Annotated in this window: 20 protein-coding genes; 13 read left to right on the top strand and 7 right to left on the bottom strand. The window is 73.1% G+C overall.

Going from position 1 to position 18,407, the window contains the following annotated elements; translation table 11 throughout:
- Nucleotides 1-37: 37 nt before the first annotated feature.
- The 6 genes from AAME72_RS07750 to AAME72_RS07725 are packed head-to-tail and all read left to right on the top strand — an operon-like array spanning nucleotide 38 to nucleotide 5,489.
- Entirely contained in the window at nucleotides 38-346 is a 309-nt protein-coding gene (locus tag AAME72_RS07750; RefSeq protein WP_348789662.1) for a PTS IIB subunit, read from the top strand.
- A 42-nt stretch (nucleotides 347-388) separates the two neighbouring features.
- Nucleotides 389-655, top strand: a complete 267-nt coding sequence (locus tag AAME72_RS07745) for an HPr family phosphocarrier protein (RefSeq protein WP_348789661.1) — start codon at nucleotides 389-391, stop codon at nucleotides 653-655.
- A gap of 2 nt (nucleotides 656-657) precedes the next feature.
- Nucleotides 658-2,334: a phosphoenolpyruvate--protein phosphotransferase gene (gene ptsP / locus AAME72_RS07740; protein ID WP_348789660.1), complete on the top strand. Its 1,677-nt coding sequence runs from the start codon at nucleotides 658-660 to the stop codon at nucleotides 2,332-2,334.
- 40 nt (nucleotides 2,335-2,374) lie between these two features.
- Nucleotides 2,375-3,892: a PTS mannitol transporter subunit IICB gene (locus AAME72_RS07735; RefSeq protein ID WP_348789659.1), complete on the top strand. Its 1,518-nt coding sequence runs from the start codon at nucleotides 2,375-2,377 to the stop codon at nucleotides 3,890-3,892.
- Nucleotides 3,889-4,326, top strand: a complete 438-nt coding sequence (locus AAME72_RS07730; RefSeq protein ID WP_348789658.1) for a PTS sugar transporter subunit IIA — start codon at nucleotides 3,889-3,891, stop codon at nucleotides 4,324-4,326. The genes AAME72_RS07735 and AAME72_RS07730 overlap by 4 nt, the downstream gene beginning before the upstream one ends.
- Nucleotides 4,327-4,337: 11 nt before the next feature.
- Nucleotides 4,338-5,489, top strand: coding sequence for a mannitol-1-phosphate 5-dehydrogenase (locus AAME72_RS07725; RefSeq protein WP_348789657.1), 1,152 nt, complete (start codon nucleotides 4,338-4,340; stop codon nucleotides 5,487-5,489).
- Between the two features lie 14 nt (nucleotides 5,490-5,503).
- Here AAME72_RS07725 and AAME72_RS07720 read toward each other — a convergent pair whose 3' ends face one another.
- From AAME72_RS07720 to AAME72_RS07705, 4 genes are read right to left on the bottom strand one after another with little or no spacing between them, the layout of a single operon-like run.
- Entirely contained in the window at nucleotides 5,504-6,067 is a 564-nt protein-coding gene (locus AAME72_RS07720; RefSeq protein ID WP_348789656.1) for an alpha/beta hydrolase, read from the bottom strand.
- Nucleotides 6,052-7,659: a D-aminoacylase gene (locus tag AAME72_RS07715; RefSeq protein WP_348789655.1), complete on the bottom strand. Its 1,608-nt coding sequence runs from the start codon at nucleotides 7,657-7,659 to the stop codon at nucleotides 6,052-6,054. Before AAME72_RS07715 ends, AAME72_RS07720 begins: the two co-directional genes overlap by 16 nt.
- Nucleotides 7,656-8,276: a bifunctional 4-hydroxy-2-oxoglutarate aldolase/2-dehydro-3-deoxy-phosphogluconate aldolase gene (locus tag AAME72_RS07710; RefSeq protein WP_348789654.1), complete on the bottom strand. Its 621-nt coding sequence runs from the start codon at nucleotides 8,274-8,276 to the stop codon at nucleotides 7,656-7,658. Before AAME72_RS07710 ends, AAME72_RS07715 begins: the two co-directional genes overlap by 4 nt.
- A gap of 7 nt (nucleotides 8,277-8,283) precedes the next feature.
- Complete coding sequence (locus tag AAME72_RS07705) at nucleotides 8,284-9,531, bottom strand: alanine racemase (RefSeq protein WP_348789653.1); 1,248 nt, start codon at nucleotides 9,529-9,531, stop codon at nucleotides 8,284-8,286.
- 93 nt (nucleotides 9,532-9,624) lie between these two features.
- Here AAME72_RS07705 and AAME72_RS07700 point away from each other — a divergent pair, with 93 nt between their 5' ends.
- Genes AAME72_RS07700 through AAME72_RS07690 form a run of 3 tightly spaced genes read left to right on the top strand, consistent with a single transcriptional unit; the run spans nucleotide 9,625 to nucleotide 11,869 of the window.
- Nucleotides 9,625-10,650, top strand: coding sequence for a sugar kinase (locus AAME72_RS07700; protein ID WP_348789652.1), 1,026 nt, complete (start codon nucleotides 9,625-9,627; stop codon nucleotides 10,648-10,650).
- Nucleotides 10,647-11,468, top strand: a complete 822-nt coding sequence (locus AAME72_RS07695) for an IclR family transcriptional regulator (RefSeq protein WP_348789651.1) — start codon at nucleotides 10,647-10,649, stop codon at nucleotides 11,466-11,468. The genes AAME72_RS07700 and AAME72_RS07695 overlap by 4 nt, the downstream gene beginning before the upstream one ends.
- Complete coding sequence (locus AAME72_RS07690) at nucleotides 11,465-11,869, top strand: RidA family protein (RefSeq protein WP_348789650.1); 405 nt, start codon at nucleotides 11,465-11,467, stop codon at nucleotides 11,867-11,869. The genes AAME72_RS07695 and AAME72_RS07690 overlap by 4 nt, the downstream gene beginning before the upstream one ends.
- Here the strand turns inward: AAME72_RS07690 and AAME72_RS07685 are convergent.
- Nucleotides 11,866-12,624 carry a class I SAM-dependent methyltransferase gene (locus tag AAME72_RS07685; RefSeq protein ID WP_348789649.1) on the bottom strand — a complete coding sequence of 253 codons (759 nt, stop codon included), beginning with the start codon at nucleotides 12,622-12,624 and terminating at the stop codon, nucleotides 11,866-11,868. The genes AAME72_RS07690 and AAME72_RS07685 overlap by 4 nt on opposite strands.
- Before the next feature lie 85 nt (nucleotides 12,625-12,709).
- On the opposite strand from AAME72_RS07685, the gene AAME72_RS07680 reads away from it, so the two are divergent.
- The 4 genes from AAME72_RS07680 to AAME72_RS07665 all read left to right on the top strand — a co-directional run bounded on the left by AAME72_RS07680 (nucleotide 12,710) and on the right by AAME72_RS07665 (nucleotide 15,773).
- Nucleotides 12,710-13,798 carry a type III polyketide synthase gene (locus AAME72_RS07680; protein ID WP_348789648.1) on the top strand — a complete coding sequence of 363 codons (1,089 nt, stop codon included), beginning with the start codon at nucleotides 12,710-12,712 and terminating at the stop codon, nucleotides 13,796-13,798.
- Nucleotides 13,795-14,319, top strand: a complete 525-nt coding sequence (locus AAME72_RS07675) for an isoprenylcysteine carboxyl methyltransferase family protein (protein ID WP_348789647.1) — start codon at nucleotides 13,795-13,797, stop codon at nucleotides 14,317-14,319. Before AAME72_RS07680 ends, AAME72_RS07675 begins: the two co-directional genes overlap by 4 nt.
- A complete protein-coding gene (locus AAME72_RS07670) occupies nucleotides 14,316-15,365 on the top strand; it encodes an NAD(P)/FAD-dependent oxidoreductase (RefSeq protein WP_348789646.1) in 1,050 nt (349 codons plus the stop codon). The genes AAME72_RS07675 and AAME72_RS07670 overlap by 4 nt, the downstream gene beginning before the upstream one ends.
- Before the next feature lie 96 nt (nucleotides 15,366-15,461).
- Nucleotides 15,462-15,773, top strand: a complete 312-nt coding sequence (locus AAME72_RS07665; RefSeq protein WP_348789645.1) for a hypothetical protein — start codon at nucleotides 15,462-15,464, stop codon at nucleotides 15,771-15,773.
- Between the two features lie 71 nt (nucleotides 15,774-15,844).
- Here the strand turns inward: AAME72_RS07665 and AAME72_RS07660 are convergent, their stop codons facing one another.
- A complete protein-coding gene (locus AAME72_RS07660) occupies nucleotides 15,845-17,353 on the bottom strand; it encodes a hypothetical protein (RefSeq protein WP_348789644.1) in 1,509 nt (502 codons plus the stop codon).
- 81 nt (nucleotides 17,354-17,434) lie between these two features.
- A complete protein-coding gene (locus tag AAME72_RS07655) occupies nucleotides 17,435-18,388 on the bottom strand; it encodes a hypothetical protein (RefSeq protein WP_348789643.1) in 954 nt (317 codons plus the stop codon).
- Between the last annotated feature and the right edge of the window lie 19 nt (nucleotides 18,389-18,407).

The following is an 18,407-nucleotide window of genomic DNA, read 5'->3' as shown; positions in this document are numbered from 1 at the left end:
CAGACGATCCATCAGCTCCACTCGAAAGGCCAGGTCGATGAAGATCGTCGTCGTCTGCGGCGCGGGCGCCTCCAGCACGTTCGTTGCCGTGAAGCTGCGCAATGCCGCGGCCGCCCGCGGGCTGCAGGCCGACGTCGCCGCCGGGAGCGCGAGCCAGCTCGACTCGTTCGAGGGCGTCGACGTCGTCCTCGTCGGCGCGCACCTCGAATCCTCGGTGCCCGGCCTGCGCGCCAGGGCCGCCGAGACCGGCACGGCCGTCGCGGTCCTTCCGCCGGTGTCGCCCGCCGCGCTCGACGGAGGCCGGGCGCTCGATCTGGCCCTCGACGCGAAAGCGGCGGCACTATGAGAGCGGACGGCATCTCGCCCACGGAACAGAAGGAGACCAACCATGGCTGAGCGGATCATCACTGTCGGATCGAGCCACGGGCTGCACGCCCGGCCGGCGAAGCTCTTCGTGGAGGCGGTGAACAACTCGGGCGCCACGGTGCAGCTCTCGAAGGAGGGCGGCAAGGCCGTGAACGCCGGCAGCATCCTCGGCGTGATCTCGCTCGGCATCGACCACGGCGACAAGATCGTGCTCACCACGGACGCGCCGAACGCCGAAGCGGTGCTCGACGACCTGGCCGAGATCCTCGCAACGGACCACGACGCCTGATCATGAGCGACACGACGACGCAGCTGACCGGAGCCGGCATCGGCCAGGGCCTCGCGCTGGGGCGCGTGCTCCGGATGTCCGATCCGCTCCCCGAGCCCGCCGACGAGGCGAGCACCCGCACGCCCGACGAGGAGAAGGCCCGCGTGACCGCGGCCGTCGCCGCGGTGGGCGCCGATCTCCGCGCCCGTGCCGCGAAGGTGACCGGCGTCGCCTCCGACGTGCTCGAGGCGCAGTCGATGATGGCGGAGGACTCGACCCTCGCCGACGACGTCGCCTCCCGCATCGACGGCGGCAAGACCGCCGAGCGGGCCGTGTACGAGGGCTTCGCGGTGTTCCGCGACATGCTCATCGGCCTGGGCGGCTACATGGGCGAGCGCGCCACCGACCTCGACGACGTGGCCCAGCGGGTCATCGCCGCGCTGGAGGGCCGCCCCGCCCCCGGCGTCCCGGAGTCGGACGAGCCGTACATCCTCGTCGCCAGGGACCTCGCCCCCGCCGACACCGCGCTGCTGGACCTGAGCAAGGTGCTCGGCCTGGTCACGCGCGAGGGCGGACCGACCTCGCACACCGCGATCCTCGCGCGCGAGAAGGCGATCGTCGCGATCGTCGGCGTCGCGGGCGCGGACGGGCTCGCGGACGGCACCGAGGTGATCGTGGACGCCGCAGCAGGAACGGTGACCGTCTCCCCCACTCCCGAGCAGCGGGCCGACGCCGAACGGCGCATCGAGGACAGGAAGGCCGCCCTCTCCGGCGGCCTGGAGCCCGGCGTGCTCGCGGACGGCACCAGCATCCCGTTGCTGGCGAACCTCGGCTCCGCGGAAGGAGCCGACGCGGCTCTCGCGGCCGGGGCGGAGGGCGTCGGCCTGTTCCGGACCGAGTTCCTCTTCCTGGACGCGCGGATGGCGCCGACGGTGGAGCAGCAGCGCGACCAGTACGCGAAGCTGCTGCAGGCCTTCCCCGGCAAGAAGGTCGTCGTGCGCGTGCTCGATGCCGGCGCGGACAAGCCGCTCGAGTTCCTCAACGACGCGCACGAGGACAACCCGGCCCTCGGCCTGCGCGGACTGCGCGCGCTGCGCGCCAACGAGGACATCCTGCGCGAACAGCTGACCGCTCTCGCCGAGGCGGACGCCCGCACCGACGCCGACCTCTGGGTGATGGCGCCGATGGTGGCCACCGTCGAAGAGACGCGGTATTTCGTCCGGCTCGCGAGCGAGTTCGGGCTGAAGACCGTCGGCGTGATGGTGGAGGTCCCGTCCGCCGCGCTCCTCGCCGACCGCGTGCTCGAGGAGGCGGCGTTCGCCTCCATCGGCACCAACGACCTCACGCAGTACACGCTCGCCGCCGATCGCCTCCTCGGTTCGGTCGCCGGCTTCCAGGACCCGTGGCATCCCGCCGTCCTGCGCCTGATCGGCGACGTCGGCGCGGCCGGAGCTGCGAAGGGCAAGCCTGTCGGCATCTGCGGCGAGGCGGCGGCGGACCCGCTGCTCGCGGTGGTCCTCGTCGGGCTCGGCGCGACCACGCTCTCCATGTCGCCGGCGGCCATCGCCGACGTGCGGCTCTCCCTCACCCGTTACACCCTCGACCAGGCTCGCGTCCTGGCCGAGGCAGCCCTGGCCGCCGACGGCGCGGCCGAAGCCCGGGATGCGGTCCGAGCGGCCGCGGCCCGGTTCACCCCCTAACCCGGGTAGCCCTTACCCCGACAAGAAACGAGGCCCCATCATGACATCGGCGACAGCGACGTCGACGACACCGTCGACACCGAAGAAGCCCGGAGGTGCACGCGTCCACGTGCAGCGGTTCGGCACCTTCCTCTCGAACATGGTCATGCCGAACATCGCCGCATTCATCGCGTGGGGCATCGTCACGGCGCTCTTCATCGCGCAGGGTCCGTTCCCGAACAAGGACATCGCCAGCCTCGTCGGCCCGATGATCACGTACCTGCTCCCGCTGCTCCTCGCCAACACCGGCGGTCGCCTGGTCTACGGCGTCCGCGGCGGCGTCGTCGGCACCATCGCGGCCATGGGCGTCATCGTCGGCACCGACATCCCGATGTTCATCGGAGCGATGATCATGGGTCCCCTCGGCGGCTACCTGATGAAGCTCGTCGACCGGATCTGGGAGGGGAAGATCAAGGCGGGCTTCGAGATGCTCGTCAACAACTTCTCCGCCGGCATCCTCGGCTTCCTCCTGGCGATCGGCGCCTTCTTCGGCATCGCACCGCTCGTGCAGGGGCTGAGCAAGGCGCTGGAGGCGGGCGTCGACTGGCTCGTGTCGGTGCACCTGCTCCCCCTGGTGAGCATCCTCGTCGAGCCGGGCAAGGTCCTCTTCCTGAACAACGCCATCAACCACGGCGTCTTCACCCCGATCGGAACACTGGAGTCGCAGCAGGCCGGGAAGTCGATCCTGTTCCTCATCGAGACGAACCCCGGCCCCGGCGCCGGCATCCTGCTCGCCTGGGCGATCTTCGGTCTGGGAGCGGCTCGCGCGGCCGCACCGGGCGCGTTCATCATCCAGTTCTTCGGCGGCATCCACGAGATCTACTTCCCGTACGTGCTGATGAAGCCCATCCTCATCATCGGCGCCATCCTCGGTGGCATGACGGGTGTCGCGGTGAACGTCGCGTTCCAGACGGGCCTCCGGGCACCGGCGGCGCCAGGGTCGGTGTTCGCGATCTTCGCCCAGGCGCCGGTGCCCAACATGCTCGGCATCGCCCTGGCGATCGTCGCCGCCGCGGCCGTCTCGTTCGCCTTCACGGCGATCGTGCTCCGGTCCAGCCGCAAGCGCGACCTCGCCGCGGGCAACGCCGGCGACCTGTCCGCCGCCGTCGCGCAGACCGAGGCGAACAAGGGCAAGGAGTCCAGCGTCCTCGGAAGCCTGGTGAACGAGGGCGAGCACGACACCGGCGATGCGCAGGGCGACGCCACGAACCGGCTGGTGCGCAACATCGTCTTCGCGTGCGACGCTGGGATGGGTTCGAGCGCGATGGGCGCGTCCGTGCTGCGGAACAAGTTCAAGAAGGCCGGCGTCGAAGGGGTGACGGTGACCAACCAGGCGATCAGCAACCTCGACGGAACGGCGGACCTGGTGATCACGCAGCAGCAGTTGACCGACCGGGCGAAGGGCCAGTCCCCGAACTCGCTGCACGTCTCGGTCGACAACTTCATGAACAGCCCGAAGTACGACGAGGTCGTCGACCTCGTCGCCAAGCAGAACACCACGGAGGACGCCAGCAAATGACCGACCAGATTCTCGACCGGGCGAACGTCGTGGCCGCGGGCAGCGCGACCACACGGGAGGACGCGATCCGGGAGGCGGGTGAGCTGCTCGTCGCGGCGGGCGCCGTCACGCCCGGGTACGTCGACTCGATGCAGCAGCGCGAGGACACCGTCTCCACGTTCATGGGGAACGGCCTGGCGATCCCGCACGGCACCAACGAGTCCAAGGACGAGATCACGCGGTCGGCGCTCTCCTTCGTCCGCTACTCCTCGCCGCTCGACTGGGGCGGCGAGGAGGTGCGGTTCGTGGTCGGCATCGCCGGCCAGAACAACGAGCACCTGGAGATCCTGAGCAAGATCGCCATCCTGTTCTCCGAGGAGGACGACGTGGCGAAGCTCATCGAGGCGCCGGACGCCGACGCGCTGTACGCGCTGCTGTCCGACGTCAACGACTAGGCGGTGATGCAATGAAGGCCGTCCATTTCGGGGCAGGCAACATCGGGCGCGGCTTCGTGGGGCTGCTGCTCCACGAAGCCGGGTACGAGGTCGTGTTCGCCGACGTCAACGCCGAGTTGATCGATGCGCTGGCGGCGGCGGACGCGTACCGCGTGCACCTCGTCGGCGACGAGTCGGAGACGAAGACCGTCACCGGCTTCCGCGCGATCAACAGCGCGAGCGACGAGGACGCCCTGGTCGCGGAGATCGCGACGGCCGACGTCGTGACCACCGCGGTCGGGCCGCGCATCCTGCGCTTCGTCGCGCCGGTGATCGCGAAGGGCCTGGCCGCGCGCGCCGCCGACGCCCCCCGCCTCGCCGTCATGGCCTGCGAGAACGCGATCGGCGCGACCGACCTGCTGGCCGCGGAGCTGATGGACGGTCTGCCCGACGACGACACCCGCGAGGAGCTCGCCGCGAAGGCGGTTTTCGCGAACACCGCCGTGGACAGGATCGTGCCCGCCCAGGCCGCGGACGCCGGCATCGACGTGACGGTGGAGACGTTCTACGAGTGGGTCGTCGACCGCAGCCCGTTCGCGGGCGACGCGCCGGACATCCCCGGCGCCCACTTCGTCGACTCGCTCGGGCCGTACATCGAGCGCAAGCTGTTCACCGTCAACACCGGTCACGCGACCGTCGCATACACGGGGTACCTGGAGGGCGTCGCGACGATCAGCGAGGCGATCGCCCTGCCCGCCGTGCTCGCGGCGGCCGAGGCGGCCCTGGAGGAGACGTCCGCCGCCCTGTCGGCCAAGCACGGGCTGGACGTGGAGGAGCTCGCCGCCTACCGGGCGAAGATCCTGAACCGGTTCCGCAACCCGCACCTGGTGGACGAGGTGACGCGCGTCGGCCGCGAGCCGCTGCGGAAGCTCGGACGCAACGACCGGTTCATCGGTCCGGCGTCGGACTACGCCCACTACGTCGGCGGCGTACCGGAGGGCATCCTCTTCGCCGTCTCCGCCGCGCTGCGCTTCGACGCCGCGGACGACACGCAGGCGATCGAGCTGCAGCAGCTGCTGGAGGAGGCGTCGCCCGAGGACATCGTCACCGAGGTCATGGGCGTTGAGCCGGGGGACGCGCTGTTCGCCGCGCTCGTGGAGGTGGTGGCCGGGGTCCAGCCCTGACCGTCGCGGAGGCCTCAGCGAGCGACGATCGTCGCCTCCGGATCGAGGCACCACTCGAGCACCGACGGCCACGCCCCGTAGCCCGCGGTCCGTTCCAGGTGACCGCCGCCCGGGATCGTCGTGACGGGGATCCCCAGCGGGGTGCCGAACGCGACCGCGGCGCCCTCCGGGCAGTACGGGTCGGCGTCCGACGCGACGATCAGCGCTCCGTCCGGCCGGCTCACCGGCAGCAGCGCGAACGCGGCGATCTCGGGATGCTGCGACACGAACCCCGGGGACGGCGGCGCGACCAGCAGCACGCGCTCGGCCTCCTCGCCCTGCTCCGGACGGGCGCCGAGCCACAGCAGGCAGGCGAGACTGTGGCAGAGCACGGTCACGCGCGCGCCGTCCGCCGCGGCTTCGCGCAGCGCCTCGGCGGCCGCGGCGTGCCACGCGGCGACGTCCGGGGTCGCCGCATCCGGGAGCTGCGGGTAGACGGCCCGCTCACCGCGCGCCCGCAGCGATTCGGCCAGCTCGTACTGCCAGTGCCCGGGCGGGCGGTGGTTGTCCCAGCCGTGCAGGATCAGGAAGGCGCGCATGCGGACGAGCGTAGCGCCCGGCCGGGGGTCGCATCCGTCCGGGCGCCGTCCGCGATCACGGCCTCGCCGGCGACGAAGACCCACGGGATGCCGTCCGGGCGCACACGCGGCTCCGCGAAGGTGGCACGGTCGCTCACGGTCGCCGGATCGAAGAGCACCAGGTCGGCGATCATCCCCGGCGCGATGCGCCCGCGGTCGGTCAGGCCGAGCCGCGCGGCCGGTCGCGCAGACAGGTGCACGATGGCGTCCTCCAGCCCGAGCACCCCCTCCTCCCGCACATATCTGCCCAGATAGCGCGGGAAGGTCCCCCAGGCGCGGGGATGCGGCTTGCCGCCGACGAGGATTCCGTCGCTGCCGCCGGTGTGCGTCCGGTGCCGCATGATCGCACGCACGTTGCCCTCGTCGCCGACGTGCTGCAGGATGCCCGTGCCCAGCCGGTCGGTCGTCAGCAGGTCGAAGAACACGTCGGAGGGTGCCCGACCGGACGCGACCGCGAGCTCGCGCACGGTGCGGCCGACGCGGTCCGACAGCGCGGTGTTGCGGACGCCGGAGATCTCGATCGTGTCCCACTCCACCGGGACGCCGTGGCAGCCGTCGCTGCCGGTCACCTCCAGTTCGTGCGCGATCCGCGCCCGCGCTGCGGGGTCGGCCAGCCGGGCGAGCACCGTCCCGGGTCCGCCGGCTGAGGCCCAGCCCGGCAGCAGGGCCGCCAGCGTCGTCGACCCCGGCAGGTACGGGTACGAGTCGATGGTCACGTCGATGCCGTCGGCGAGCGCGTCGTCCACGAGGGCGAGCAGCTCGGCCGCCCTGCCCCTGTTCACCGCGAAGTTCATCGTGGCGTGGGTGAGGTGCAGCGCGCATCCCGAACGCTTCGCCACCTCCACCATCTCGGCGTACGCGGCGAGCGCCCCCGCGCCGTACGAGCGCTGGTGCGGCGCGTAGAAGCCGCCGTGGGCCGCGACGATCTCGCAGAGCGCGACGAGCTCGTCGGTGCTCGCGAACATCCCGGGCGCGTAGGTGAGCCCCGACGACATCCCGAAGGCGCCATCGCGCATGCCGCGGTCGACGAGGGCCCGCATCGCACTCAGCTCGGCCGGGGTGGCGGGCCGGTCGTCGGCGCCGACCACGTCGAGCCGGATCGTGCCCTGCGGGAGGAGGTACGCGACGTTCGCCGCTGTGCCGCGGCGGTCGACCTCGTCGAGGTAGCCCGCGACCGTGCCCCAGCCGGCACGGAGGTCGTCGGGAACACCGTTCCAGCCGGCGAGCTGGTCGCGCAGCATGGCGGCGGCCGCGTCGGTCGCCGGTGCGTAGGAGAGGCCGTCCTGGCCGACCACCTCGGTCGTCACACCCTGGGCGACCTTCGCCTGGTGCGCCCGGTCGGTCAGCACGGCGAGGTCAGAATGGGCGTGCATGTCGATGAAGCCGGGGGCGATCGCGAGCCCGTCGGCGTCCAGGATGCGCCGTCCGCCGGCGTCGATGCGGCCGCCCGCAGCGGCGATCCGGCCATCGGCGAGGAGCACGTCGCCGGTGCGGCCCGCACGCCCGCTCCCGTCGAGGATGCGGGCGCCGCGGACGACCAGCTCGCCGGTCACGCCGACGCGGCCGTCGTGAACGCGCGCGCCCGCTCGGCGACGTCGGTCCAGCGCGCGCCCGCGATGTCGGCGGCGCTCACCACGCTGGAGCCGGCGGTCACCGCGAGCGCGCCCGCGCGCATCCACTCGGCGGCGTTGCCGGCGTCCAGGCCACCGGAGGGCACGAACGGGATGTCGGGGAACGGCCCGCGGAGGTCCTTCAGGTAGCCGGGGCCGACCAGCGACGCGGGGAAGACCTTCACCGCCGCGGCGCCCAGCTCGACGGCCCGCATCACCTCGGTCGGGCTCAGCGCGCCGAGCAGGATGGGCACTCCCGCCTCGCGTGCGACGGCCGCCGCTCCCTCGCTGAGGCCCGGCGTCACCAGAAACCGTGCACCGGCCTCGATCGCCGCGGTCGCGGTGCGCACGTCCGTCACGGTCCCCGCGCCGACCAGCGCGTCCGGCGCAGCGGCGACGGCCTCCGCGATCACGGCCTCGACGCCCGGAGTGGTGAAGGTGAACTCGACGACCGGGATGCCGCCCGCTGCGAGCGCGCGGCAGAGCGAGGCGGGGTCGTCGATCCGCGGCGCCCGCACCACGGCGAGCGCACCGTGGGCGCGCAGTGTCTCGAGCAGCATCGCTCTCCTATCCGAAAGTCGTCTCGAGCAGGCCGATCACCCGCGGGTCGTCGGCGAGTGCGTCGTCGACGACGGCCAGCGCCCGCCACTTGTCGAAGGTCGTGCAGGGATGCGAGAGCCCGAACCGGATGACGTCGCCGACCTGCACGGCCGCGTCGTCGGGCACCCGGACGAACGTGTGCTGGTCGTTCATACGCGTCACCGCAGCACCGGTCAACGGCACGGTCGCCATCTCGCCGAACGGGCGGATCGCCTGGGGCACGGGCATCCCGTCGTCGTAGGGCAGGTCGCGCTTGCCGGCGTCCACCAGCACCAGGCCGGGCTCCGGCCGCGACAGCACCGTCGCCCAGCCGTGGATGGCGGAGCGGAACCCGGTGCCGCCGAGCCGCGAGAACGGGGTGACCCTGCTGTAGTAGCCGTCGTCGTGGGTGATGTAGGCGCCGGACCGCAGCAGGACCTCCACCACGCGCCCGGCGCGTCCCTCGGGGTCGCGGCGCGGCGCCAGCACCTCGACGACCTCGTCGAAGTAGGCGCTGCCTCCCGCGCTCAGCAGCACCGGCTCGCCCTCCGGGTAGAGGCCGGCTGCGGCGACGGCGTCGTGCAGCGCGAGCATGTCCTCCAGATAGCGGCGCACGGTGGCAAGGGACTCGTCGGTCTCGCCGTGCGCCACGGCGCCCTCGTACCCCGCGACGCCCGCGAGCCGGAGCACCGGGGACGCGGCGATCGCACGCGCCACCGCCAGGGCCGTGTCGCGGTCCCGTGCTCCTGTCCGGGCACCAGGGGCGCCGAGCTCCACCAGCACGCCGAGCGGATGCGCGGCCCCGGCCGCCGAGAGCGCGTCCGACATGATCTCCACCGCCCGCACGGAGTCCGCCCACACCGTCAGCCGGTCGGTGTGGCCGGCGAACGCGCGCAGCGCTGCCGGCTGCACGAGCTCGTTGGCGAGCAGCACCCGCGGGATGCCCCAGCCGAGCGCGACCGACGCCTGCCACGGCGTCGCCACCGTGATCCCCCATGCGCCCGCCGCGAGCTGACGCTCCCACAATGTGCGGCTCATCGTCGTCTTGCCGTGCGGCGCCAGGAGGACGCCCGCGGCTGCGCACCAGGCCGCCATCGTCTCCAGGTTGTGCCGGACGGCATCCTCGCTGAGCGTGACGAGCGGCGTCGGGAACGTGTGCAGCGCGGGGCGCGACGCGGACAGCGTCGCGAGATCGGTGGCACCGTATGCCAGCGGGACGGCCTTGAACTCTTCCATGAATCCCCATCGTTGCGCATTGTGCAATGCGCGTTGCAGTATGCGTGCAGTCCTGTCTAGCATAGGCCTCACCCGCACGCGAAAGGTGGATCGATGCCGACGTCCGACGGGCCCATCGTCACCATCGGCGAGGCCATGATCGCGCTCTACCCGGACGGCCGCCACTCCCTCGCGGAGGCGCGGTCGTTCGGGTCCGACGTCGGCGGCGCGGAGTTCAACGTCGCCACGACGCTCGCCCGGCTGGGCATCCCCTCCGCGTGGGTGTCGCGCCTCGGCGACGACGGCTTCGGCGACCGGATCCTGACCGTCGCCGCTGAGGCCGGCGTCGACACCAGCGCCGTCGAGCGGGACGCCGGGCGCGCCACGGGACTCTACGTCAAGGAGCCGACGACCGGCGCCGACGGCGTGCGCACGCGGATGCACTACTACCGCTCCGGGTCGGCCGCCTCCGCGCTCGACAGCTCCCAGCTCGGCAGTGCACCGGCCGCGGCCCTGCTGACGCGCGCCGCGATCGTGCACACCAGCGGCATCACCGCCGCTCTCTCGGCGAGCACGGCGGAGGCCGTCGCCGGGCTGCGCGCCGCGGTCGGGGCGGGCACCGTCGTCAGCGTCGACCTGAACCTGCGCCCGCAGCTCTGGCGCGACCGAGACACCGCGCCCCTCGGCGCCCTGATCGACCAGGCCGACCTGCTGCTCGTCGGCCGGGACGAGGCCGTGACCCACTTCGGTCACGCGGAGGCGGCGGATATCTTCGACGCGCATCCCGGGCTCAGCACCATCGTCGTCAAGGACGAGGCGCACCGGGCCTCCGTGTACCGGCGCGAGGGCCGCGAGACCCACGTGCCATGTCTCACGGTGGAGGTCGTCGAGCCGGTCGGGGCGGGAGACGCGTTCGCCGCAGGATTCCTCGCGGCCCTGGCCGAGGGCCGGGAGGATGCGGTCGCGCTGCGCTTCGGGCACGCTCTCGCCTCGCTGACCCTGATCGGGCACGGCGACCGGCCGCTGACCGTCCCGACCGCCGGCGAGCGTGAACGGATCGCCGCCGCGACGGAGGACGAGTGGGCGGGCTGGCGCGTGCATCCCGGCGAGATCCCGTGGCGGGAGGCGAGCGGCGCATGAGCCAGTCCCTCGGTCGCGCCCTCGACATCCTCGATCTCGTCTCGCGCGGCGTGCGCACGCTGGATGCGCTGGCCGCCGAGGTCGGCGTGCACAAGTCGACCGTGCTTCGGCTGCTGCAGACGCTGGAGGAGCGCGGCTTCGTCGGCAGGGACAGCGCGCACCGCTACCACGTCGGCCCCGCCGTCTTCGCGCTCGCGTCCACCGCCCTCGACGCCCAGGACGTGCGCGCCGCCGCGGCCCCCGCACTGCGAGCCCTCGCGGCGGAGACCGGGCAGACCGTCCACCTCGCGACGTACCAGGATGGGATCGTCAGCTACGTGGACAAGGTCGAGTCGCGCCAGCCGCTGCGGATGTACTCGCGGATCGGGCTGCCGGCGCCGCTGAACGCCACCGCGGTCGGCAAGGTGCTGCTCGGGGGTCTCGACCTTCCGGAGCGGGAGCGGGTCGTCGCCGCCATCTCGTTCGAGCGCTTCACCGACCGCACGCTGACCACCCCCGAGGCTCTGCTCGAGGAGGTGCATCGCGGCGCCGAGCGCGGCTGGGCCGAGGACCACGAGGAGCACGAGACGTTCATGAACTGCGTCGGCGCACCCGTCTACGGGCCGGACGGTCGCGTCGCCGCGGCCGTGTCGGTCTCCGTGCCGAACGTCGTGCTCCCGTACGAGGGCGTGCTCGGCCTGGTGCCCGCGCTGCTCGCCGCCACCGCGCGCATCTCCGCCGAGCTGGGCGCCCCTGCGGGCCCGGCCGCCGCGACGAGCGACACCACCGCCACGAGCGCGACCATGACCACCGCCACGACCGAGAGGACGACCGCATGACCGACCGTATCGCCGTCAGCACCGAGGACGCCCCGGCGCCCGCCCACACCTTCTCCCAGGGCGTCCGCCGAGGGCCGTTCCTGCAGGTCTCCGGCCAGGGTCCCGTCGACCCTGCCACGAACGAGTATCTGCACCCGGGCGACGTGCGCGCGCAGACCATCCGCACCCTGCAGAACGTGGAGGCGGTGCTCGCGGCGGGAGGCGCGGGCTTCGACGACGTGATGATGCTGCGCGTCTACCTAACCACCCGCGACGACTTCGCCGCCATGAACGAGGCCTACGGCGAGTTCCTCGGCGCGCGGGTCGCCTCGGGCGTGCTGCCCGCTCGCACCACCGTGTTCACGGGCCTCCCCCGTGCGGAGATGCTGGTCGAGATCGACGCGTTCGCCGTGCTCGCCTAGGCGCGCTTGCGCGCCTCGATGAGGTGCCGCGACGAGTACGCCACGAACGGGCCATCGCGCTGGATCAGGTCGTGCAGGTCGCGCAGCCGGTCCCGGTACGCGTCGACCGTGAACCCCGGCACCCACCAGATCACCTTGCGCAGCAGGTAGACGACCGCGGCGACGTCGAAGATCTCGATGCGGGTGCGGGCGATGCGCAGGTCGACGACCTCCAGGCCCGCGCGCCGCGCCGCCGCGGCCTCGTCGTCGTGGTGACGTCCGCGGCGGGCCTCCGGCTGGGGGCCGAGGAAGAACTCGATCAGCTCGAACGCGGACGCGGGGCCGACGTGCTGGGCGACGTACGAGCCGCCCGGTGCGAGCACCCGCGCGATCTCGGCCCAGTGCACGGTCGCCGGATGCCGGCTGGTCACGAGGTCGAACGCGGCGTCCGCGAAGGGCAGCGGGGGCTCATCCGCGTCGGCCACCACCACGACTCCGCGCGGATGCAGGAGCCGGGTGGCTGCGGCCACGTTCGGCGGCCACGACTCGGTGGCGACCGCGGTCGGCGGGAAGACGCGCGCCTCCGCCAGCACCTCGCCGCCCCCGGTCTGGATGTCGAGGGACGCGCTCGCGCGCTCCAGCCGCTCCGCGAGCAGGCGAGCGTATCCCCACGGCGGCCGCTCCTCGGTGGCGCGGCCGTCCAGCCAGGAGAAGTCCCAGCCGGTCACGTCGGCGCTCTCCCCCAGGGCGATCAGGTCGTCGAACGTCTCGGGCATCCGTTCATCGTGCCATCCGCACCCGCGGGATGCGAGTTCCCTGCGACCCGGCCTCGCGCCGGTCCCCCGGTGGTACGTTGCGCTTGTGAGCCGAATCGTCGCCGTGGCGCCCGTGCTTCCCGCCCGCACATACAGCCAGGGCGAGATCACCGCCGCGCTGCTCGCGATGATCACGACGGACCCGTCCCGGCAAGCCGTGATGCGCCGGATCCACGCCTCGAGCGGTGTCGAGACCCGCAGCCTGGTCATGCCCCTGGAGCGCTACAGCTCGCTCGCCTCGTTCCGGGAGTCGAACGACTTCTTCATCGCCGAGGGCACCTCCCTCGCCGAGCGCGCGATCACGCAGGCCCTCGCCTCCGCCGGCCTGGAACCCCGCGACGTCGACTACCTGCTCTTCACCTCGGTCACCGGCATCGCCGCCCCCTCGATCGACGCACAGCTGGTCCAGCGGCTCGGGATGCGCCCCGACGTGAAGCGACTGCCGAGCTTCGGTCTGGGCTGCGTCGCGGGTGCCGCAGGACTCGCCCGGGTCCACGACTACCTGGCCGGCCACCCGGATGAGGTCGCCGTGCTGCTCTCCGTCGAGCTCTGCTCGCTGACCGTTCAGGCCGCGGACGACTCGATGGCCAACATCGTCGCGAGCGGGCTCTTCGGCGACGGCGCCGCCGCCGTCGTGCTCGTCGGCGACCGCCGCGCCGAGGCGCTCGGCCTCCCCGGCCCGGAGATCGTCGACACCCGCAGCCACATCTACCCCGACACCGCCGACGTGATCGGCTGGGACATCGGGGGGACGGGCTTCCGCATCGTCCTGAGCGCCGGCGTCCCCGACGTGATCGACCGCAACTTCGCGGACGACGCCCGCGGCATCCTGGCCGCACACGACCTCGAGGTCGGCGACGTCGCCGCCTGGGCGGCGCATCCCGGCGGCCCCAAGGTGCTGGAGGCGTTCTCGCGCGCGCTCGACCTCCCGGAGGGCGCGCTGGACGCGAGCTGGCGGTCCCTCGCCCGCGTCGGCAACCTGTCGTCCGCCGCCGTGCTGCACGTGCTGGCCGAACAGCTGGATGCGCACCCGCCCGGCACGGTCGGCCTGCTCTTCGCGCTCGGGCCCGGGGTGACCAGCGAGCTCGTCCTGTTGCGCTGGGCCGGCGCGAAGGAGCTGGGCGCGGCGGCATGATCTGGTACACACTCCTCGTGCTCGCGACCGGCGGCGAGCGCATCGCCGAGCTCGTCCTGTCCGCGCGCAACGCGCGCTGGTCGTTCGCCCGGGGCGGCGTGGAGTTCGGCCGGCGCCACTTCCCGCCGATGGTCGCGCTGCACACGGGTCTGCTGCTCGCGTGCCTCGCGGAGGTGTGGTTCCTCGACCGGCCGTTCCTGCCATGGCTGGGCTGGCCGATGCTCGTCCTCGTGCTCGCGAGCCAGGCGCTGCGCTGGTGGTGCATCGCCTCGCTCGGGCCGCGCTGGAACACCCGCGTGATCATCGTCCGAGACCTTCCCCTGGTGACCCGCGGTCCGTACCGGTGGCTGAGCCACCCGAACTACGTCGCCGTCGTCGTGGAGGGCTTCGCACTCCCCCTGGTGCACACCGCCTGGATCACCGCCGCCGCCTTCACCGTGCTGAACGCGGTGCTCCTGCTCGGCTTCCGCATCCCGTGCGAGAACCGCGCGCTCGCGTCCGTCCTCCCCGCCCGCGCATGACGGCGGCGGAGCTCATCGTCGTCGGCGGCGGACCGGTCGGGCTCGCCTGCGCGATCGAGGCGCGCCTGTCCGGGATGGACGTGCTCGTCGTTGAGCCGCGGCCGGCTCCCATCGACAAGGCGTGCGGCGAGGGGCTGATGCCGGGCGCGCTGGCGGCCCTGCACAGGATCGGCGTCGACCCTCCCGGCCGGACGATCGCCGGGATCGCGTACGTGGACGCCGAGTCGCGTGTGGAGCACCGGTTCGTGGAGCGGCCCGGCCGCGGGGTGCGGCGCACCACCCTGCACAGCGCCCTCGAGCGCCGCGCCGTCGAGGTGGGCGCTCGCTTCCTCCGCACCCGGGTCACCGGCGTCGTGCAGGAACGCTCGCGGGTGGTGCTGACCGTCGCCACCGACACACCGTCGGAAGTCGACACCCCGTGGCTGATCGCCGCGGACGGCCTGCACTCCCCCGTCCGCAGGATGCTCGGCCTCGACGGCCGCGCCCAGCCGTCCGCCCGCCGGCGGTTCGGCATCCGCCGGCACTACGAGGTCGAGCCGTGGACGGACCTGGTGGAAGTGCACTGGTCGCCAACGGCGGAGGCTTACGTCACGCCGGTCGACGACCACACGGTCGGCGTGGCGATCCTCGGCGCGCGGCCGCTGGACCAGGCGGCGGTCGTGGGCGCCATCCCGGAACTCGCCGGTCGCCTCGGGAGCGCGCTTCCCGTCTCCGATGTACGCGGCGCCGGTCCCCTGCTGCAGCGGTCGCGCGCGCGAACGCACGGTCGCGTGCTGCTCGCCGGGGACGCCTCCGGCTACGTCGACGCCCTGACCGGCGAAGGGATGCGCGTCGGCTTCGCCCAGGCGCGCGCGGCGGTCGCCGCCGTCCGTGCGGGGAACACCGAGCAGTACGAGCGGGCCTGGCGCGCGACCACCAGGGATTTCCGGATGCTCACCTCCGGACTCGTCGTCGCCGCGCGCTCGCGGTGGCGGCCGCGCATCGTCCCGACCGCGGCGGGACGTCCCGAACTGTTCGGGACGATCGTCGAGCGCCTCTCGCGCTGAACCGCGGCATCCGCCTCCCGCGCTCACACTTCCGAATGAAATGCACGTGTATGATGTGTCTCACATATCAGATGCTGCACTCTGCGAGGTGTCACCATGAGTCTTGACGACGAGGCCACTCCCGGCGCGACCGCGGCCGAGTTCCGCCTGCCCTCCGCCACCGTCGCGGAGCCGTCCCACCGCATCGCACGGACCACCGTCACCTTCTATCTTCCGGACGAGCTCCGCAACCGGGCCAGGGCCGCGTACCGGTCGACGTCGAACGTGGAGGGCGACCGCAGCTGGTCCGAGATGGTGGGCAAGGCCCTCCTCGCCGAGGTGCAGCGCAGGGAGACGCTGCACAACGGCGGCAGGGCGTTCATCGGCTCGGACGCACCGTTGCCCCCGGGACGGCCGATCGGAGACTGACCACGCCGCACCGGGCATGACGGAGAGGCGGTACGCCGGAGAGCACCCGGCGCACCGCCTCTCTGTGCGCGTCAGCGCATCCCGTGCCGGCGTCGGTTGGCCGCGCCGAACACGGCGAGCACGCCCAGCAGGCCGAGCAGGGCGGCCAGGGCGCCGATCCCGCTCGCGTCCGATCCCGTGGACGCCAGCCGAGCGGATCCGTCGAGCGCGGACACCGCACCGGTCGCCGCGATCGCCGCGGTGGCGGGCATGCTGCCGGAAGCAGCGGCGGACGAACCCGGGGCGGCCGGGCCCGCCGGGGTGCCCGGGGTTCCAGGCGTACCCGGCGTTCCCGGGGTCCCAGGTGTACCCGGCGTACCCGGCGTCGTTGTGGACCCCGTGGTGCTGGTGTCCCCGACGACGCTGATCGCGTTGCCGCCGACCGTCACCGGCAGCCCCAGCTGGATGGGCAGCTGCGTTCCGCCGAGGAGGCCGCCGTCACCGGTGGTCACGGTGCCACCGTCTCCGGCAGCCGGACCGGTGACAGGGGAGGTGACCGTCGCGGACCCGGTCGAGGAGTCGCCGAGCACGCTGATCGCGTTGCCGCCCGCGGTCACGGGCGCACCCACAACCACCGGGACCTGCGTGCCGCCGAGGATCCCGTCCGAACCCGAGGTGGCCGGAGCCGACCCGGTGCCCGAGCCCGCGGCCGGAGCCGAGGTCGAGGATCCGCTGGAAGCACTGTCGCCGAGCACGCTGATCGCGTTGCCGCCCGCCGTCACCGGAACGTTCGCCGCGATCGGCGCCTGCGTGCCGCCGAGGATGCCGTCGGCACCCGAGGTGACCGGCGAGGATCCCGCCACGCCCGACGGCGCGGCGGCACTGGTGGAGGAACCGCTCGAAGCGCTGTCGCCCAGCACGCTGATCGCGTTGCCGCCGACCGTCACCGGAACGCTCGCCCCGACCGGTGCCTGCGTGCCCGAGAGCACACCGTCCGATCCCGACGTCGCCGGGGCCGATGCGGTGCCTCCCGAGCCGGAGCCGGCCGCCGCGTTCGAGCCCGTCGACGCGCTGTCGCCGAGCACGCTCACGGAGTTGCCGGAGACCGTCACCGGCACCGCCAGGTCGATCGGCGCCTGCGTTCCGGAGGCGACGCCGTCCGCGCCCGAGGTGGAGGCGCCGGGCGCGGCGGGCGACGGAGCCGCCGGGGCGACCGACGAGCCGGTCCCGCCCGAGTCCCCGACCGCGCTGACCGCGTTGCCGGCGACCGTCACCGGTACGTCGACGCTGACCAGCGCCTGCGTCCCGCTCAGGACGCCCTCGAGTCCGCTTGTCGACACGTCGACCGCGGGGGCCGGTGCGGGGGCCGACGGCGCTGCAGCCGTCGAGTCGGCGGAGTTCGCGTCGCCGACCACCGAGATTCCATTGCCGGCGACGGTCACCGGGAGCGTGACCCCGATCGCCGCCTGTGTGCCGGAGCCGACTCCGTCCGAGCCGCTCGTGGATGGTGCTTCCGCCGCGTTGGCCGCGGCCGTTCCTGCGAGCCAGAGCCCGCCGACGCAGAGGGTGAACCACAGCCCCCTGGAGACGTACTTGTTCATCGTTCAGCCTTTCGAGTGAGTGTGCCGCTCCCGGTCGGGAGCGTCTGGTCCGTGTCCGCGCGAAGGCGGACGGCGACCCACTCAGTCGGGGCTGGAGTCGTGGTCCTCGACGGGAGAAGCCGGGATGCGGTCGTCGCCGGGCAGCGCGACCGCGCCCCGGGAGAGCACGGTCGAGACGGCGGCGTCGTTCAGCCAGGCGGCGAGCGCGGGGGCGCCCGCGGAGCCCGCACCGGCACCACCGGCGGAGCCGGAGGGCGCGGGAGAGCCGGGCGACGACGGCCAGGGTGCGGCGGGGTCGACGCCGCGAGGCAGGTACGTATTGGAGCTCGTGGAGGCACCGGGGGCGGCCGCGACCGTCGAGAGAGCCGAGACGAGGGGCACCGGCCCGCCGGCCGGGACGCGGGCGTGATCGAGGGCCGCCGTGACGGCGGACGACGCCCCGACGGCCACCGAGGGCACAGCGGGATTCGGGGAGGAGGGCACATCCACCACGGGCGGGGAAACCGCACCGGGGTCTGGGGCGATCGCCGTCGGCGCCAACGGCTCGACGGTCGCGTCCACGACGCCGGACACGTCGGAGACCGCCGCGTCGATGGTCGAGGCGACCGGCGCGGTCACGCTCGAGACGGGCGAGTCGCCCGCCACCGACCCGACCACGGGCACCGAAGCGATCACCTGGTCCACGGTCGAGGCGATCGGCTGCACCACGCCCGCGACCGGGCTCGACGAAGCCGCATCGTCGACGGCCGCGGTCACCGGAGCGACGACCTGAGCCACGGTCTCGCGAACCGGCGCCGGAAGCACCGGCGAGACGGCGGAGGCGATGGATCCGGTCGTGTCCCCGACGGTGCCCGTGACGGTCGAGACGACCGCGGCGACGGGGTTCGGGGGCGGGGCGGGCTCTGCCGCCGATGCGGGCGAGCCGCCGAGCAGGAGAGCCAGTGCCGCGAGACCGCCACCGACCACGAGGGAGCCGATCAGCAGGCGCACAGGGGTGAGGGCGGAGCGGCGCACGTCGGGCGCTTCCTCCATCACGATCACCCCCTGATCGCTT

The sequence above is a fragment of the Leifsonia sp. NPDC080035 genome (assembly GCF_040050925.1).
GTDB lineage: Bacteria > Actinomycetota > Actinomycetes > Actinomycetales > Microbacteriaceae > Leifsonia.
Note: the sequence above shows the minus strand (reverse complement) of the source record. Positions and strands in the feature narration are given on the sequence as shown.

Coding starts and splice junctions, on each gene's coding strand:
- AAME72_RS07750 (WP_348789662.1), top strand. CDS start 38: ATGAAGATCGTCGTCGTCTGCGGCGCGGGCGCCTCCAGCACGTTCGTT.
- AAME72_RS07745 (WP_348789661.1), top strand. CDS start 389: ATGGCTGAGCGGATCATCACTGTCGGATCGAGCCACGGGCTGCACGCC.
- ptsP (WP_348789660.1), top strand. CDS start 658: ATGAGCGACACGACGACGCAGCTGACCGGAGCCGGCATCGGCCAGGGC.
- AAME72_RS07735 (WP_348789659.1), top strand. CDS start 2,375: ATGACATCGGCGACAGCGACGTCGACGACACCGTCGACACCGAAGAAG.
- AAME72_RS07730 (WP_348789658.1), top strand. CDS start 3,889: ATGACCGACCAGATTCTCGACCGGGCGAACGTCGTGGCCGCGGGCAGC.
- AAME72_RS07725 (WP_348789657.1), top strand. CDS start 4,338: ATGAAGGCCGTCCATTTCGGGGCAGGCAACATCGGGCGCGGCTTCGTG.
- AAME72_RS07720 (WP_348789656.1), bottom strand. CDS start 6,067: ATGCGCGCCTTCCTGATCCTGCACGGCTGGGACAACCACCGCCCGCCC.
- AAME72_RS07710 (WP_348789654.1), bottom strand. CDS start 8,276: ATGCTGCTCGAGACACTGCGCGCCCACGGTGCGCTCGCCGTGGTGCGG.
- AAME72_RS07705 (WP_348789653.1), bottom strand. CDS start 9,531: ATGGAAGAGTTCAAGGCCGTCCCGCTGGCATACGGTGCCACCGATCTC.
- AAME72_RS07700 (WP_348789652.1), top strand. CDS start 9,625: ATGCCGACGTCCGACGGGCCCATCGTCACCATCGGCGAGGCCATGATC.
- AAME72_RS07695 (WP_348789651.1), top strand. CDS start 10,647: ATGAGCCAGTCCCTCGGTCGCGCCCTCGACATCCTCGATCTCGTCTCG.
- AAME72_RS07690 (WP_348789650.1), top strand. CDS start 11,465: ATGACCGACCGTATCGCCGTCAGCACCGAGGACGCCCCGGCGCCCGCC.
- AAME72_RS07685 (WP_348789649.1), bottom strand. CDS start 12,624: ATGCCCGAGACGTTCGACGACCTGATCGCCCTGGGGGAGAGCGCCGAC.
- AAME72_RS07675 (WP_348789647.1), top strand. CDS start 13,795: ATGATCTGGTACACACTCCTCGTGCTCGCGACCGGCGGCGAGCGCATC.
- AAME72_RS07670 (WP_348789646.1), top strand. CDS start 14,316: ATGACGGCGGCGGAGCTCATCGTCGTCGGCGGCGGACCGGTCGGGCTC.
- AAME72_RS07665 (WP_348789645.1), top strand. CDS start 15,462: ATGAGTCTTGACGACGAGGCCACTCCCGGCGCGACCGCGGCCGAGTTC.
- AAME72_RS07660 (WP_348789644.1), bottom strand. CDS start 17,353: ATGAACAAGTACGTCTCCAGGGGGCTGTGGTTCACCCTCTGCGTCGGC.